The organism is Paenibacillus xylanilyticus (assembly GCF_013359935.1).
GTDB classification, from domain to species: Bacteria; Bacillota; Bacilli; order Paenibacillales; family Paenibacillaceae; genus Paenibacillus; species Paenibacillus xylanilyticus.
The window spans coordinates 1-15475 of record NZ_JABMCB010000158.1; the positions used below are offsets into that span (position 1 = coordinate 1).

Annotated in this window: 16 protein-coding genes; 1 reads left to right on the plus strand and 15 read right to left on the minus strand. The window is 47.9% G+C overall.

The genetic code is table 11. The annotated features are described in order from the left end of the window. Positions 1–579: 579 nt before the first annotated feature. Positions 580–1128 (minus strand): 2TM domain-containing protein, encoded by a 549-nt coding sequence (locus tag HP552_RS05580; RefSeq protein ID WP_175394593.1) that lies wholly within the window; start codon positions 1126–1128, stop codon positions 580–582. Between the two features lie 86 nt (positions 1129–1214). Between HP552_RS05580 and HP552_RS05585 the strand changes: the two genes are divergently transcribed. Beyond that, positions 1215–1814 carry a TetR/AcrR family transcriptional regulator gene (locus tag HP552_RS05585; RefSeq protein WP_175394594.1) on the plus strand — a complete coding sequence of 200 codons (600 nt, stop codon included), beginning with the start codon at positions 1215–1217 and terminating at the stop codon, positions 1812–1814. Positions 1815–1954: 140 nt separating this feature from the next. On the opposite strand, the gene HP552_RS05590 is transcribed toward HP552_RS05585, so the two are convergent. The 14 genes from HP552_RS05590 to hslO form a co-directional block, all read right to left on the minus strand. Beyond that, on the minus strand, positions 1955–3292 hold the full coding sequence (locus tag HP552_RS05590) for a TrkH family potassium uptake protein (protein ID WP_175394595.1): 1338 nt from the start codon (positions 3290–3292) through the stop codon (positions 1955–1957). A 157-nt stretch (positions 3293–3449) separates the two neighbouring features. Continuing rightward, positions 3450–4961, minus strand: a complete 1512-nt coding sequence (gene lysS / locus HP552_RS05595; RefSeq protein ID WP_175394596.1) for a lysine--tRNA ligase — start codon at positions 4959–4961, stop codon at positions 3450–3452. A 126-nt stretch (positions 4962–5087) separates the two neighbouring features. Further along, on the minus strand, positions 5088–5567 hold the full coding sequence (gene greA, locus HP552_RS05600; protein WP_095293395.1) for a transcription elongation factor GreA: 480 nt from the start codon (positions 5565–5567) through the stop codon (positions 5088–5090). 244 nt (positions 5568–5811) lie between these two features. Beyond that, positions 5812–6831, minus strand: coding sequence for a tRNA dihydrouridine synthase DusB (gene dusB / locus HP552_RS05605; RefSeq protein WP_175394597.1), 1020 nt, complete (start codon positions 6829–6831; stop codon positions 5812–5814). Between the two features lie 145 nt (positions 6832–6976). After that, on the minus strand, positions 6977–7180 hold the full coding sequence (locus HP552_RS05610; RefSeq protein WP_175394598.1) for a helix-turn-helix domain-containing protein: 204 nt from the start codon (positions 7178–7180) through the stop codon (positions 6977–6979). After that, positions 7132–7680, minus strand: coding sequence for a 2-amino-4-hydroxy-6-hydroxymethyldihydropteridine diphosphokinase (gene folK, locus HP552_RS05615; RefSeq protein WP_175394599.1), 549 nt, complete (start codon positions 7678–7680; stop codon positions 7132–7134). The genes HP552_RS05610 and folK overlap by 49 nt, the downstream gene beginning before the upstream one ends. A gap of 9 nt (positions 7681–7689) precedes the next feature. Beyond that, a complete protein-coding gene (gene folB / locus HP552_RS05620) occupies positions 7690–8052 on the minus strand; it encodes a dihydroneopterin aldolase (RefSeq protein ID WP_095362233.1) in 363 nt (120 codons plus the stop codon). Positions 8053–8161: 109 nt separating this feature from the next. Further along, positions 8162–9025 (minus strand): dihydropteroate synthase, encoded by an 864-nt coding sequence (folP, locus tag HP552_RS05625; protein ID WP_175394600.1) that lies wholly within the window; start codon positions 9023–9025, stop codon positions 8162–8164. Next, positions 9022–9906 (minus strand): aminodeoxychorismate lyase, encoded by an 885-nt coding sequence (gene pabC / locus HP552_RS05630; RefSeq protein WP_175394601.1) that lies wholly within the window; start codon positions 9904–9906, stop codon positions 9022–9024. Before pabC ends, folP begins: the two co-directional genes overlap by 4 nt. A gap of 2 nt (positions 9907–9908) precedes the next feature. After that, positions 9909–10484, minus strand: coding sequence for an aminodeoxychorismate/anthranilate synthase component II (pabA, locus tag HP552_RS05635; protein ID WP_175394602.1), 576 nt, complete (start codon positions 10482–10484; stop codon positions 9909–9911). A 48-nt stretch (positions 10485–10532) separates the two neighbouring features. Next, a complete protein-coding gene (locus tag HP552_RS05640; RefSeq protein WP_175394643.1) occupies positions 10533–12116 on the minus strand; it encodes an anthranilate synthase component I family protein in 1584 nt (527 codons plus the stop codon). A gap of 140 nt (positions 12117–12256) precedes the next feature. Continuing rightward, a complete protein-coding gene (gene cysK / locus HP552_RS05645; protein ID WP_175394603.1) occupies positions 12257–13195 on the minus strand; it encodes a cysteine synthase A in 939 nt (312 codons plus the stop codon). A 347-nt stretch (positions 13196–13542) separates the two neighbouring features. Further along, positions 13543–14493: a peptidyl-prolyl cis-trans isomerase gene (locus HP552_RS05650; protein ID WP_175394604.1), complete on the minus strand. Its 951-nt coding sequence runs from the start codon at positions 14491–14493 to the stop codon at positions 13543–13545. A 23-nt stretch (positions 14494–14516) separates the two neighbouring features. Next, positions 14517–15407 (minus strand): Hsp33 family molecular chaperone HslO, encoded by an 891-nt coding sequence (gene hslO, locus HP552_RS05655; protein ID WP_281366010.1) that lies wholly within the window; start codon positions 15405–15407, stop codon positions 14517–14519. Between the last annotated feature and the right edge of the window lie 68 nt (positions 15408–15475).

Here is a 15475-nt window from a genome sequence, read left to right on the forward strand (position 1 = left end):
CAGCGTTCGTCCTGAGCCAGGATCAAACTCTCCAATAAAGTATTGAAAAGAGCGATTAGCTCATTTTGAATCTGACGAGATTAAAAATCTCAATTGTGTTCCGGTTTTCATACAGCCAGATGGCATGTACCAAAAACCTTCACATTCATCCTGCAAGCAGGATGATTACTCACTCGTTGTTCAGTTTTCAAAGATCAAACTTCGTTTGCATCCGAGTGTTGTTCTCTTCAGCAACTTTTATATCTTATCATATCCGAACCAATTTAGCAAGCACTTTTTTTAAGTTTCTTTCGAAGCTTATTTGGTTTGCTTACCGCACCGTGTTTCTCGTGTTTTCTTGTCCGGAATTAGAATATACCATGTACAGATTTTTTATGCAAGTCTTTTTTCGAAAAAAGTTATAAACCTTATACTAAGGTGTTATAACAAATCAACATCTCTATACATCCCTCCATTCTCACACTTACATCAATCACTACATCAACGGCATGCATATACTTGAATTAAATTCCCACAACACACGCATGCCTCATAACTGCTCTTCTTTTACTCAAGTTTCTACTTAATCTTTATCTCATTTCACTTTACTTTCTTCGCAGGCACCTTTCGTGGCCACAAGGTATAGCTGAAGCTAATTACAAAATCGATGACCAGCACAATCCCCCAAACTCTAACGATATTCATGAACGCTTCTGTGCGAGTAGCATCACCAATCCACCAAGTCATACCCAGTAAGAATGCAGTTCCTATGATATAGGCCGCCAGGTGTCGAAACCATCCACTCCGTTCCTTACTTGCATATTCGCTTCCATACGCCTTCCTGCTGCGTGGACTCTCCCCATCCTTGAACCAGAATAGAAAATATCGATCTGCCCATGCAATCATCTGGTGACCATAAGCGATACTGACTCCTATATATATGGCTGCTATTCCATGGACCATACTTGCCGTAGCGCCTCGCTGCAGATCCATAACGGTAGCCACTAATAACAATAGATCGATAATGGGCGTTGCCATCAGCAACGTCACTCCCAAGCGCTTCATTCCGAGCAAATACCTTACGCTTAATCCAGCAGCAACGAAAACCCAAAAGGCAATCTCACACCCTATAATAAAATAGGCGATCAAATTAACTCCTCCTTTAATAGCACAAATGTATTAAATACAATTTAGCACATTTGTATTATATTAAGCAACCATGATATAATTCGTGTATGCCTAAAATAGTAGATCACGATAAACAGCGTCTGCTCGTTGCTGAAGCAGCTTGGCGCATCATCCGAAGAGATGGGATGGAGCAGGCATCTGTACGGAATATTGCTGAAGAAGCGGGAATATCCGCCGGTTCTATGCGTCACTATTTCTCAACCCAATCCGAATTACTCCTATATGCAATGAATCTGGTATCCGAGCGGGTATCAAGCCGAATTCAGCAGATGTCATTCAACGGTGCTCCCATGGACAACATGAAACGTTTGCTGCTTGAATTCATGCCAACCACGGACGAAAAATTGGCTGAAATGGAGGTGTGGTATGCTTTTACAGCCAAGTCCAAAACTGACCCAGCTCTCAAAGAGCTTGCCGATAAGGTATATGATGAACTCAGACAAGCTGTGGCTACCGTAATAATGTACCTCGTTAAACTTGATCTCTCTAGGGTTGATCTCGATAGAGAACTTGAAATAGAACGTTTGTATGCCCTGGTGGATGGTTTGGCCATTCATGCCGTTCTTCGACCTGATCAGGTGACTGCCAAGGTCATGGAGGATATTCTCTCTTTACATCTTGCTTCATTATGTCGAGGGCATGAATAGCACCTCCAGCAGTCTCTTTGCAGTAGATTATTGCATAAGTTGAGTGTTAGTCCTGCAAAAACACAAAAAACCGACAGTCACTCTGAAGCTGATCCCCTTTGATAACAGGAGTTAGCTCGAATGTCTGACGGTTTTTTTGTTTATCCGATGATAATGCGACCCTCCGGATGACGATACAACTTCTTCTCTTTGCGCGGACGAAGCGCATATGCAATGGTTAATGGTCCGATCCGTCCAATAAACATGGTAAAGGAGATAATGATTTTCCCCGCATCCGTCAGCTCAGGAGTCACTCCTACCGACAAACCCACCGTACCGATTGCAGAAGCGGCTTCAAACATCAGTGGCAGGAATGGCGAATCCTCTGTCGTAAGCAGGAGCATCACCACCACCATGAAAATAATTAACGAGACCATTATGATGGTCAACGCTCTCATAAGGAGTTCCTTCGGAACACGATGACGGAAAAATACGATATCCTTATTACCGCGAATCATGGCGTATACAGCTCCAATCATGATCAGGAACGTTGTTGTCTTAATCCCACCGCCGGTTGAGCCCGGTGAAGCACCGATAAACATCAGCAAAATGAAGAAAAACTGGGTAGCTTGTCTCATCTGGGTGATATCAATCGAGCTTGTTCCGGACGAACGTGTAGAAACAGACTGGAAGATGGAGGCATAGATCTTTTCAGGCCAGCTAAGCGAGGCCAGGGTATGTCCATTGGTGAATTCAAAGATAAAGAGCACCACTGCCCCAATTCCAATGAGCCCGCCTGACACGGAGAGCACAAGCTTCGACTGCAAGGATAAACGGCGGCGTTTGCGATACTCAAACAGATCATTCAACACCACAAAGCCGAGTCCACCTGATATAACAAGCACGGATGCAGTCAGGTTAAATAGCCAATCTCCCGTATAATACTGAAAGCTGTTGCCAAATAGGTCAAATCCTCCGTTATTAAACAGGGAAACCGAGTGGAATATGCCGTAGTATGCGGCTTGTCCCAAAGGCATCTCCGTTGCCCAGCGCAGCGCCAGAATCACAGCAGCCACACCCTCAATGGTAAAAGAAAAGATCAACACCTTCCGGATAATGCGCACAATGCCTTCCATGCTGTCTGCATTAATCGCCTCTTTCAGAAGCAGCCTGTCCTTCAGGGAGATCCGTTTACCCAACACTAGCGCAAACAGCGTTGCAATGGTCATGAAGCCCAGTCCACCGAGCTGCATGAGCACCATGATGACAATCTGACCAAACAGGTTGAAGGTAGTTCCTACATCTACTACGACGAGTCCAGTCACACATGCTGCTGAAGTCGACGTAAATAACGCATCAATAAATGCCAAATGCTCACCGCTTCGGTTTGAAATGGGCAGCATCAGCAAAACGGTGCCAATGGCAATAATCAGCAGGAAACCGCCAACCAGGATAAGCGGGGGTGACAGAAATTTGGCAATGTGAAGCCTGAATTTCATGAAGGGCACCTCTTTTAACATAATACAATCTGTAATCAGATCAAACGAACCAAGAAACCATGTAAAGCATCCTATGTAAACCTAAAGAGGAACTTGCCCCAGCATGATACTGAACGGCAGGTTCCTCTTCTATTATGAACGTGTAATACGTTCCTTATTATTCTTGCGTACGTGGACGCATGTGTGGGAAGAGCAGTACGTCACGAATCGAAGGCGAATTGGTCAGCAGCATGATCAGGCGATCAATCCCGATGCCCAGTCCACCTGTTGGTGGCATACCGTATTCCAGGGCACGGATGAAGTCGTCATCCATTTCATGTGCTTCATCGTTTCCATGCTCTTTCTCAAGCAGCTGTGCCTCAAAGCGTTGACGCTGATCAATTGGATCGTTCAGCTCGGTAAAGGCATTGGCGTGCTCGCGTCCAACGATAAACAGCTCGAAGCGGTCTGTGAAGCGCGGATCTGCATCACTTTTCTTCGCCAGTGGAGAGATCTCAACCGGATGACCCATAATGAACGTCGGTTGGATCAGTGTTTCTTCAACAAACTGTTCGAAGAATGCGTTCAGAATGTGACCAAACGTCATGTGCGGTTCAACTGGAACCTTGTGTTCTTTTGCAAGACGGTGAGCTTCTTCATCTGTCATATGCACGGAGAAGTCAACACCTACAACTTCTTTAACTGCGTCTACCATGGTTACTCTACGCCATTGTGGTGTAAGGTCCACTTGGTAATCCGCATATTGGATAACCTGCGTACCCAGCACTTCCTGTGCAATATGGGCCACCAGATTTTCAGTCAACTGCATGATATCTTTATAATCAGCATAAGCCTCATACAACTCAATCATGGTGAACTCAGGGTTATGACGAGTCGACATCCCCTCATTCCGGTATACACGGCCGATTTCATATACCTTTTCCAAGCCGCCTACGATCAGACGTTTCAAGTGAAGCTCAATCGCAATGCGCATGTACAGTTCCATATCGAGCGCATTATGATGCGTAATGAATGGACGGGCAGCGGCTCCACCAGCGATGCTGTGCAGTGTAGGAGTTTCCACTTCAAGATAGCCAAGGGAGTCCAGATAGCGGCGCATCGACTGAATGATTTTCGAACGTGTAATGAAGGTCTGTTGTACTTCAGGGTTCATGATCAGGTCAACATAGCGCTGACGATAACGCAGTTCTACATCCGTGAGACCATGGTATTTATCCGGAAGCGGGTAGAGCGATTTGGAGAGCACCTCCAGATCTTTGACTTTAACAGATGTCTCACCGGTTTTGGTCTTGAACACTACCCCGCTAACACCTACAATATCACCAAGATCGAGCAGGCTAAATGCTGCAAACTTGTCTTCTGCAACGGTATCCTGACGAACATAGATCTGGATTCTGCCGCTCAGGTCCTGAATATGTGCAAAGCTTGCCTTACCCATTCCCCGCTTCGCCATAATCCGTCCGGCAATACTGACTTCGATCTGCTTCTCTTCCAGCTCTTCCTTGGTCAGTGTTTCATACTTCTTCAGAATAGAACCGGCTTCTTCGGTACGTACGTATTTTTGGCCAAAAGGGTCGATTCCCAATTTGCGGAGCTCGTCCAATTTGTCGCGGCGAATTTGCAAAAGCTCGCTAAGTTCGGTTTCCTGATTCAAGACTTCATCCGTCATGATCTATATTCATCTCCTTATTTACATTGCAGACATCCTCAGATGTGTTCTTCCTCAAATGTTGAAAAAAGCTTCCCTAAGGAAGCTTTTGTCTCAGTGCCCGACTGCTTCATTACAATACAATAACTATTGCTTCTTAATATCTACAATTTTATATTGAATTACGCCAGCTGGTACGCTTACGTCAACAACAGTACCTTTTTTCTTACCCAAAATGGCTTTTCCAACAGGGCTTTCATTCGATATTTTGTTCTGAAGCGGATTGGATTCCGCGGTACCTACGATCGTGTACTCTGTAATGTCTCCGAATTCCAGATCTTCTACAGTAACGGTTGCACCTACGCTCACCGCATCGGTATCAATCTCATCGCTGTTGATAATCCGCGCATTCCGGAGCATTTTCTCCAGAGTGATGATACGACCCTCAATGAAGGCCTGCTCATTCTTCGCGTCTTCGTATTCGGAGTTTTCACTAATATCCCCATACCCGATGGCTACTTTGATCCGTTCAGCCACTTCGCGGCGCTTAACCGATTTCAGTGTTTCCAGTTCTTCTTCCAGCTTCTTGAGTCCCTCTTGTGTAAGGATAACTTCCTTATCGCTCATCTCAACCGATTCTCCTGTCATGGGAATAATTTGATTGCACGGCAACGGAACCCATGCTGATTACAGAGCTCCGACCGCATATATCTTCAAAACTATATGAAGTTCTCCGGAGAAACAGAACGTTCCTCCTGATGCACTAGCCTTATAACGCACATGGCGAATTTATACTGTGAAATTATAGGGGAACGGTCTCGAAAAGTCAATGTTACACCCCTTGTATCTGTAAACGTTTTACAGGACAAGATTAGGATGCATTTTCGACTACAGCCGATTCTGCATCATTGTACTCTTCATTATGAAGCTGGCCTACAAAGTTCTCCAGAATTTGCACCATCTCATCACGTCTCGTTCCTTCCATGATAACGTCCTTGATGCGCGCAGAACCTTTTAATCCTTTCAGGTACCAAGCCAGATGTTTACGCATCTCCTTCACTGCTACTGCCTCATTCTTCAGAGCAATCAGGCGGTCCATATGGAGAATGGCTACACGGATTTTCTCTTCTGCGCTCGGATCGGGAAGCAATTCCCCGGAACTCAGGTATTGAATGGTACGATACAGCATCCAGGGATTACCCAGTGCGGCTCGGCCGATCATGACTCCGTCACAACCCGTTTCATCCAGCATGCGACGGGCATCTTCCGGTGAAGATACATCTCCGTTCCCGATAACCGGGATGGAGACAGCTTCTTTGACATTTTTAATGTGGGACCAGTCAGCAGTACCCGTGTAAAGCTGCTCACGTGTACGGCCGTGCACACTTACCGCCTGTCCGCCAGCACGTTCAACCGCAAGTGCATTCTCCACAACGTAGATGTGCTCGTTATCCCAGCCGATACGCATCTTGACTGTCACTGGTTTCTCAACCGCGTCCACTACAGCGGATACCATATCGTAGATTTTGTTTGGATCAAGCAACCAACGTGCACCTGCATCGCAGTTCGTCACTTTTGGCACAGGGCAGCCCATGTTGATGTCGATGATATCTGCGTTGGTTTCTTTGTCCACAATTTTGGCTGCTTCTACAAGCGCTTGACGGTCGCCCCCAAAAATTTGCAGGCTCAGCGGTTTCTCACGCTCATCTACAAACAGCATCTCACGTGTACGCTTGTTGCCATGCACGATAGCCTTGCCACTCACCATCTCCGCACATACAAGGCCTGTTCCGAATTCTTTTGCGATCAGACGAAAAGCCGGATTACAAACGCCAGCCATCGGCGCAAGCACGACCTGGTTTTTCATTTCAATGCCACCGATTTTCAGCATTTTATTGTTTCGCTCCTTCTAATTACCACAGATTTTTCTTGCACGAATCCGGGTTATGTTGGCTATATACAATCAACGATTAACGATTAACGATAAGTGTCTTCGTGAAACCAATTGTGTAATTCATGCTGACAGTGAAGTCTTTCTACTTGCCCTGTAATTCTTCAATGCTGATGCTCAGCACGCTCGCAATGCGATTCAGCTCCTGTTCGGATACCTTGCGGTTCCCCCGTTCAATCGTACCCAGAATGGCCAGCGATATGCCAGTCTCCGCGGCAAGTTCCTGTTGTGTCATACCCTTCAGCTTCCGAAAGGCCCGGATTCGGTTCGCCAGTTGCACGTTTTCCAAAGCTGTATTCCATCCTTTCCATCCAGTACAGACAACGATGTGTGTACATAGGTATACAAGCCTGAAAGCTCGCCTTCAGGTACGATATCTGACAATGGAACAAGCACAAAAGCCCGTTCTCCCATCCGTGGATGCGGTAGTTGAAGCAATTCAGTATCCCGGCTCTCTCCAGCCATCCACAGCAAATCGAGATCTACCGTTCGAGGACCCCAGCGAATATCGCGAACTCGCCCAAGCCGGTTCTCAACTTCAAGCAATTCGGTGAGCAGCTGCTCGGGTGTAAGATTCGTCTGTACAGCAGCCGCCATATTCAGGAACGAAGGCTGATCTACATACCCTACTGGTTCTGTTTCATATAGAGATGAACAGCGCAGGACTACTATATTAGGGTGTGCATCCAGTAACGTTAACGCTTCAAGCAGCGTCTGTTCCCGGTCACCCAAATTGGCCCCTAAAGCAATATAAGCCTCTGAATATTCAGAGGTCGAATGTGCGATCATGATCGGTTCTCACTTTCTTGTGCGGCGAAGCTCTACAGTTACGCCCTCAAAATGAATATCAAACGGCGGATGCGGCTTCGTCACCTTAACTGTCAGTGCATTGATAATAGTATAAGTGTCCAGTAAAGAAGATGCAATATGTTCGCCCAAAGCTTCAATTAACTGGAATGATTTATTTTCAACGATATGTTTAACAAGTTCATGGATCTCCGCATAATTAACCGTCTTGGTCAGATCATCGGTACGTCCCGCTTCCCCCAGGTCCATATCCAGCTCCAGATCGATGTAGTAGCGCTGTCCCAGCTTCCGTTCTTCTGCAAAAACGCCATGATATCCGTAATACTCCATTCGATGCAATACCATTCTGTCCATAATATCCGCCCGCCTTCTATAATGTTGGGATTGTGTATTACTAAGATCATTCGTTACCTCATGCAAAACGCTGCGCTTCCACCGCACGGGTCATCCATACCCGCTCGATTTATTTCCTCCGCAGACCCGGAGAGGCATATAACATGGCATCACACATATCTGCCGTCCGCCGGATCGGCTTAACATCATGAACCCGCACCATCTGGCAGCCTTGGGCAATACCGAATGCAACCGTTGCAGCCGTCCCTTCCACTGCATCATGGGCCTGTACCTGAAGGGTGTTCTGAATGAATCGTTTCCGTGAAGTTGCCAGCAGAACCGGGTACCCCATCTCGTTAAGCAGACCAAGGGATGACATGAGCGTCAGGTTTTCCGTAAGATCCTTCACGAAGCCAATACCAGGGTCAAGAATAATCTGATCCGGGTGTACTCCAGCCTGCAATGCAATTTGGATACTTTCCTGCAGGTCTCGAACCACATCTTTCAGATAATCTGTGTAATCCCGTTCTGGTCGATTGTGCATTAAAATGAGGGGGCATCCCAGTTCTGCGGCAGTACTTGCCATATCCGGGTCTGCCTTGGCTCCCCACACATCATTAATAATGTGGGCACCCGAAAGAATGGCCTGGCGGGCAACTTCCGCCTTATAGGTATCTACCGATATCGGAATGTACGGAGCTTCCTGCCGCAACGCTTCGATTACAGGAATGATTCGGCTGAGCTCCTCCTCGGCACCGACGGCTTCGGAACCTGGCCGTGTGGATTCACCGCCGATATCAATCAGATCTGCACCATCCTCCATCATCTGTATCGCATGGGCAACTGCCTGTTCTACCTGGGTATACCGTCCTCCATCAGAGAAAGAATCCGGTGTGACATTCAGAATGCCCATAATCTGTGTCCGTGTGCCAAGCTTCAGTTCTGCTGGCCCCCATGAATAGTTCCGTTCATATATGACTGGTGTAAGTGTCATGAAGTATACCCCGCTTTCTGCCGGTACATACTCAGAAGTGCTGCTGTAACCGGGCCGATATGTCCGTTACTGATTATCGTTTTGTTTCCGTCCTGCCCTCGCAAAGTGGTAACCGGGACAAGCTCTGCAACCGATCCTGTCAAAAATATCTCATCTGCTTCCTGCAGCTCATCCCAAAAGTACAACCCTTCATTACAGGTAACTCCCATATGAGCTGCAAGTTCCATGACTACCGCTCGCGTGATGCCCGGTAATATTCCCGTCTCAATGGAGGGCGTATAGAGGATGCCATGCCGAACCCAGAATATATTGCTGACAATACCTTCAGCTACATATCCGTCCCGGGTCAATTGCAGGCCTTCTGCTCCCTGGACCCTCTCCCCGTAACCGTTCAACTCCCGCTTGGCAAGGATGCTGTTCATGTAATGCAGTGATTTGAATCGTATATTTCCTTCAGGTGTGTTGCGCACCGTGGATAGGCACTGAAGCAATTTGCCTCTCTCGTATAGAGATGGTGAGGGCTCAGGTAATGCTTTTGCAAATACGATATGATTAGGGCTCTCATAATCCCCGGAGGGCAGGCCAAGCGCAGCTTCACCTGCCGAAATTGTGTAGCGCACATATGCATCCTGAAGCTCGTTTGCCTGCAGCAGACGGTTGATCCAGTCCATCACTTCTTCTGTTGTAGTAGTAAATGGAATACCAAGCTCCGCACACCCTGCAGCCATTCGTTCCAAATGATGCTCCAGTAAAAAGGGAACACCCTGGTACGTCCGAAATGTCTCGAACAACCCAAGTCCGTACAAAAAGCCGTGATCCGTCACCGGAACCACGGCTGCCGCCATATGGACTACATTTCCGTTTATCGCGGCGTATTGCATGCCTATACCTTCACCTTCTGAGACAGGAAGTTGCGCAGCATCTGATGACCGTGGTCCGTAATGATCGATTCCGGATGGAACTGCACACCTTCGATGGCGAACTCCTTATGACGCAGTCCCATAATTTCGCCTTCTGCCGTCTCAGCTGTAATCTCCAGGCAATCCGGCAGACTGCTGCGCTCCACAATGAGAGAGTGATAGCGGGTTGCTGTGAATGGAGAAGGCAGTCCGGCAAATACGGATGTTCCGTTATGATGCATCTCCGATGTCTTGCCATGCATCATACGATCGGCACGAATGACGTTACCTCCAAAGGCTTGTCCGATAGCCTGATGTCCCAGGCAAACGCCAAAGATCGGAATACTGCCCTTGAAGTGATCGATGACAGCCAGACTGATGCCCGCTTCATTCGGAGTACATGGTCCAGGGGAGATCAAAATATGTTCAGGTGCCATTGCCTCAATGCCTGCCAGATCAATCTCATCATTCCGGCGGACCTCCACCGTCTCCCCCAGTTCACCCAGGTATTGAACCAGGTTGTACGTGAAGGAATCGTAATTGTCGATGACCAGTATCATATCCTTGTTCCTCCTCTTCTTCCGTCTATACAGAGACGGTTGCATTGTTTATTTTTGTTTGACCGCTACTGCTGCTGCTTCCGCTTCCTCACTATAATTCACGGCCCTCATCATGGCTCTCGCCTTGTTCCGGCACTCCCTGTACTCCCGATACGGATCGGAATCAATGACAATACCCGCTCCAGCTTGTACATAACCAGTACCGTCCTTGATGGCCAGTGTTCGAATGACGATATTCAGCTCCATATTCCCACTATAGTCGATCCACCCGATCGATCCTGTATACGGACCTCGGCGGACGGGCTCAAGTTCCTCGATAATTTCCATCGTCCGCACTTTGGGTGCACCGGTAATCGTTCCACCAGGAAACGTGGCCGCAATGACATCAAATACAGATAAACCATCTGCCAGTCTGCCCTCCACCTGGGAAACCAAATGCATCACATGCGAATACTTCTCGATGGTCATGAGTTCAGGTACATGAACCGAACCATAGGCTGCGATTCTTCCAATATCATTCCGTTCCAGATCAACCAGCATAATATGCTCGGCCCGTTCCTTCTCACTGTTCAGCAGCTCAGCCGCCATTGCCTCATCCTCTGCCTCATTACGGCCTCTTCTCCGTGTACCTGCGATTGGACGTGCACTGACCTTGCCATTGTTTACTTTGACAAGCAGCTCCGGCGAACCGCTCACGAGCTGGAAGTCCGGGCTGCGAAGCATGCCCATATAAGGCGATGGGTTCACAAGGCGCAGCCATTCGTAAATGTGCTCTGCACTGGATTGAATTGGCTTCTCCTGCCGCAGGGAAAGGTTCACCTGAAACACATCACCCTGCCGGATATACTCTTGCACTGTGCGTACAGCCTGTTCAAAGTCCTGTTGAGGAAAAGAGGTCTGCCAGCCCTCTGTTTCCTTATCAGCGTCTTCCTGCTGCTGAGCCAGATGCATCTGCATGCTGCGATGCTCCAATGCCTGCTGCTGCTCTTCCGCCTGTGCAAAGCCCAGAATATGCAACCAGCGCTGCCGCATGGCCTCTGCACGTACTTGAGCCTCTGCATATAAGCTTTGAAGATAGGCCTCGTCCGGTTCAGCTCCTAACGGCAGATGCACCATGCAGTACAGCGCTTCTTGTTCATGATCATATGCCCAAATCTCCTCAAAGCGCATCCACCAATAATCCGGCAGGGCCGGGTTATCTTCAGCCAAGGTTGGCAGCTTCTCCAGTGACCTGGCTACGTCATAGCTTAGATAGCCTGTGCTTCCCCCACCAAAGTCCGGAGCACCGCTCACTTTGGGAGCGGTGTACGGAGCTAACCACCTTTGTAACACGTCCAGCGGCTTACCCGTATCCGTCGATGTTGATCCCTCTTTCAAATCATGAATGACCGCTTCATAACCCTTGCCTGAAATAACGGATACCGGGTGCAACCCCAGAAAGGTATATCTTCCACCCTTGCCATTCTCCAGCACCATTGCATAAGGCGAAGCCTCGTGCCAAGCCGCTTCCCATGTTAACGGTAAACCGCCATGAACCGGCCCTTTATCCGACTTGATCATATAAGGCATCATGGTCCATCCTTGTCCGGCCCACTCTGTCCAGTCGGCGTATGTTGTCATCAGGTGTGTCATCGCGGTTAGCCGCCCTCCATCTGTCGCTAGTTCTATTGTCTGATAGTATACTAAAGCGCCGCCCCTTTTAAAAGCATTCAGCAAAAAATCCTCCCTACCCATCATGTGGGCAAGGAGGATCAGTTTCATCATGGTTACTCTTAACCTTCGAAGTTGTAAAGTGGTGTGCTTAGGTAACGTTCACCGTTACTTGGCACGATGACAACGACACGTTTGCCTGCACCCAGCTGTTTGGCTACTTGCAAACCTGCACGAATTGCTGCACCGGAAGAAATACCCGACAGAATGCCCTCTTCCTTCGCTACCTGGCGAGCGGTTTCGAATGCATCATCATTCTCAATGTGAATGATTTCATCATAGATTTCTTGGTCGAGAATCTCAGGGATAAAGTTGGCTCCGATTCCCTGGATTTTGTGAGGACCAGGTTTGCCGCCTGCCAGAATCGGTGATGCAGCTGGCTCTACAGCAACGATTTTGATCGACGGGAAGGCTTCCTTCAGTACTTCACCTGTACCCGTGATTGTTCCGCCTGTACCGATTCCTGCAACAAAAGCATCCAATGTACCGCCAACAGATTGAATCGCTTCAACGATCTCAGGACCTGTTGTCTCACGGTGAATTTTTACGTTCGCTTTATTTTTGAACTGCTCAGCCATAAAGTAACTTGGATTTTCCTTGAGCAATTCTTCCGCTTTTTTGACTGCGCCGTTCATTCCCTCGGATCCCGGCGTGAGCACAAGCTCAGAACCATAGGCACGAAGCAAGTTGCGACGCTCCAAGCTCATCGTTTCAGGCATTACAATGACAGACTTATAGCCTTTAGCTGCAGCTACCATTGCAAGTCCGATTCCCGTATTGCCACTGGTTGCCTCGATGATGGTATCACCTGGTTTCAGCTTGCCTTCTTTTTCCGCTTCTTCCACGATGCTAATCGCAATACGGTCCTTAACGCTCGAACCCGGATTCTGATACTCAAGTTTCACGAATACTTCAGCACTGCCTTCAGGTACGATACGGTTCAGACGAACAAGCGGAGTACCTCCGATGAGTTCTGTTACGTTATTAACAACTTTAGCCATATGAATGCCCTCCTTAGTGGGATGAATAATACTTAAGTCCTGTTACTTATATTGTGCGGCCGGGGCAGCCTCTTGATGTTTATAGAAGAACTGCGGAAATCCCTTAACTCCAGCCGGCCTAATAACTTACCCATAGACTGGATCTGAGGTTTCCGAAGGTTTCTTAGGTATATACACTGCCTTTATTCCGAGTAAACGAGTAGGTATTTATTATTTTTATCTTATCAACCTTGCACCTTATTGTCAATATGAGTACTCAAAAAAATACTCTGTCCTGGGCCCTAAGGCTGTAGACAGAGTATTTTTATCACGATGCAGCGTCACAATCCATCGATCGGTCAAATCAATCAGGAAGCTGGAATCTCGGCAATGATCACGGCCTCATACTTGTTACGAAGCCTCTCTTCCACTTGGGGAAGTGGATCAGCCTCACTAAGAGCCAGCTGCATCCGGATATCTTCACGTACCTCTTCTGCGGACTGAGCCTGAGCATCCTGTTTGTCATTTAGTTTAATAATGGCATATCCTTCTTCGACCTGTACCGGCCCAGCAATATCGCCAATATCGAGTTCTTCGGCCAAATTCATGATGTCTTCGGACTGAAACGGATCATTCTGTTCAATCCAGCCAAGTCGCCCACCGGAGTCACGGGTGAAACTATCCGTCGATTCAGCTCTCGCCATATCTTCAAAGTTTGCACCCTGCTCCAAATCATCCAGCAACGCATTGGCTTTTGCTTCCTTCTCCACCAAAATCATGGACAGATCGTATTTCTCGGGAGAAACGAAATCCTCGCGGTGATCATTCCAGTAACGCTCAATATCTGCATCCTTGACCTGAATGCCGCTCGTAGCAATCTTCTCTAGCAAAAGCCGATAACCAGCTTCCAGTTCAAGTTCCTGTCGCGTCAGGCCGAGCTGGGACTTCATCTCGTCATAATAGGCCTGTTCCGAATCATAGCCATCCATCGCTGCAGCCAGTTCCTTTGCGATCTCTTCCGGAGTGACTGTCAGGTCTCGAACCACAGCCTCCGCATAAACGGCTTTACGGTTCAGCATCTGAAGGAGCATATCGCTGCCATAACGTCTTTTCAGTGCATCGGTCCATTCCTTGTCCGTAATGACCTCTCCATTAATCGTGGCAATTGTGCTTCCTTCTTCCTGACCGGCATCATGGGGTGCGTCTGCTTCGTCACGTCCCGGTCTGATCCCCTGCACCACCATAACCGTACCCATAACCAACATGCCGAGCGTCAAGACAATTACAGCCGTCCACAGCCCTTTTTCCTGTCTCGTCATTCCGCGTCCCGTCCCCGCTTATATCAGTTCTTGGCTTGCTCTAGAATGGTCTCGAGTTGTTCCTTGTTGAATTCATAGGCTTCATTACAGAACTGGCACACTACTTCGGCTCTGCCTTCTTCTTCAATCAGTTGTTCCATTTCGTGTTGGCCGAGGCTGATCAATGTTTTCTCGACCCGTTCCCTGGAACACTCACATTGGAAATGAATGTCCATTCCATCCATGACCTGTACATCAGGCAGTACACGTTTAAGCAGCTCTTCCAGTTCAAGCCCTTGTTCCAGCAACGTTGTCACAGGAGGCAGTGTACCAATCGCGTTCTCGATTACGGTAATTTCATCATCCGTTAACCCTGGCAGCAGTTGTATAATGAATCCGCCCGAAACAATGACAGAATTATCAGTATCTACAAGTACACCAACTCCTACGGCTGAAGGCGTCTGCTCCGATTTGGCAAAATAGTACGTAAAGTCTTCGCCGAGCTCTCCCGATATGATCGGTACACTGCCACGATAAGGTTCCTTCAAACCAAGATCCTTCGTTACGTTGACAAACCCCTCTGTGCCAACCGCTCCTCTAACGTCAAGCTTACCCATGCTGTTGCTCGGCAAATGTACATGCGGATTCGTCACATAGCCACGAACTTCGCCTTTGGCATTGGCATCGGCAACGATCTGTCCAATGGGGCCATCTCCCTTGACTTGAATGGTCAATTTCTCTTTACCTTTAAGCATTGCACCCATAATTGCTGCAGTTGTAACCGTACGCCCCATGGCAGCTGTAGCCGTGGGAAACGTATCATGTCTTCTGCGCAGTTCTTCAACCAACTCCGTCGTTTGGACAGCAAAGGCTCTAACCCGTCCTTCCATTGCTGTTCCGCGAATCAAGCGGTCCTGTTTGTTGTTGTTTTCCAAGTCATTCAGCCTCCTTTGGCGTATCACCATATTATTTCTGACACACGATATATAAATTGAATTTTTAT

What these genes read in the sequence shown, in the direction of transcription:
- HP552_RS05585 (WP_175394594.1), top strand. Translation starts at nt 1,215, where the DNA reads ATGCCTAAAATAGTAGATCACGATAAACAGCGTCTGCTCGTTGCTGAA.
- HP552_RS05590 (WP_175394595.1), bottom strand. Translation starts at nt 3,292, where the DNA reads ATGAAATTCAGGCTTCACATTGCCAAATTTCTGTCACCCCCGCTTATC.
- lysS (WP_175394596.1), bottom strand. Translation starts at nt 4,961, where the DNA reads ATGACGGATGAAGTCTTGAATCAGGAAACCGAACTTAGCGAGCTTTTG.
- greA (WP_095293395.1), bottom strand. Translation starts at nt 5,567, where the DNA reads ATGAGCGATAAGGAAGTTATCCTTACACAAGAGGGACTCAAGAAGCTG.
- dusB (WP_175394597.1), bottom strand. Translation starts at nt 6,831, where the DNA reads ATGCTGAAAATCGGTGGCATTGAAATGAAAAACCAGGTCGTGCTTGCG.
- folK (WP_175394599.1), bottom strand. Translation starts at nt 7,680, where the DNA reads ATGATCGCACATTCGACCTCTGAATATTCAGAGGCTTATATTGCTTTA.
- folB (WP_095362233.1), bottom strand. Translation starts at nt 8,052, where the DNA reads ATGGACAGAATGGTATTGCATCGAATGGAGTATTACGGATATCATGGC.
- folP (WP_175394600.1), bottom strand. Translation starts at nt 9,025, where the DNA reads ATGACACTTACACCAGTCATATATGAACGGAACTATTCATGGGGGCCA.
- pabC (WP_175394601.1), bottom strand. Translation starts at nt 9,906, where the DNA reads ATGCAATACGCCGCGATAAACGGAAATGTAGTCCATATGGCGGCAGCC.
- pabA (WP_175394602.1), bottom strand. Translation starts at nt 10,484, where the DNA reads ATGATACTGGTCATCGACAATTACGATTCCTTCACGTACAACCTGGTT.
- HP552_RS05640 (WP_175394643.1), bottom strand. Translation starts at nt 12,116, where the DNA reads ATGACACACCTGATGACAACATACGCCGACTGGACAGAGTGGGCCGGA.
- cysK (WP_175394603.1), bottom strand. Translation starts at nt 13,195, where the DNA reads ATGGCTAAAGTTGTTAATAACGTAACAGAACTCATCGGAGGTACTCCG.
- HP552_RS05650 (WP_175394604.1), bottom strand. Translation starts at nt 14,493, where the DNA reads ATGACGAGACAGGAAAAAGGGCTGTGGACGGCTGTAATTGTCTTGACG.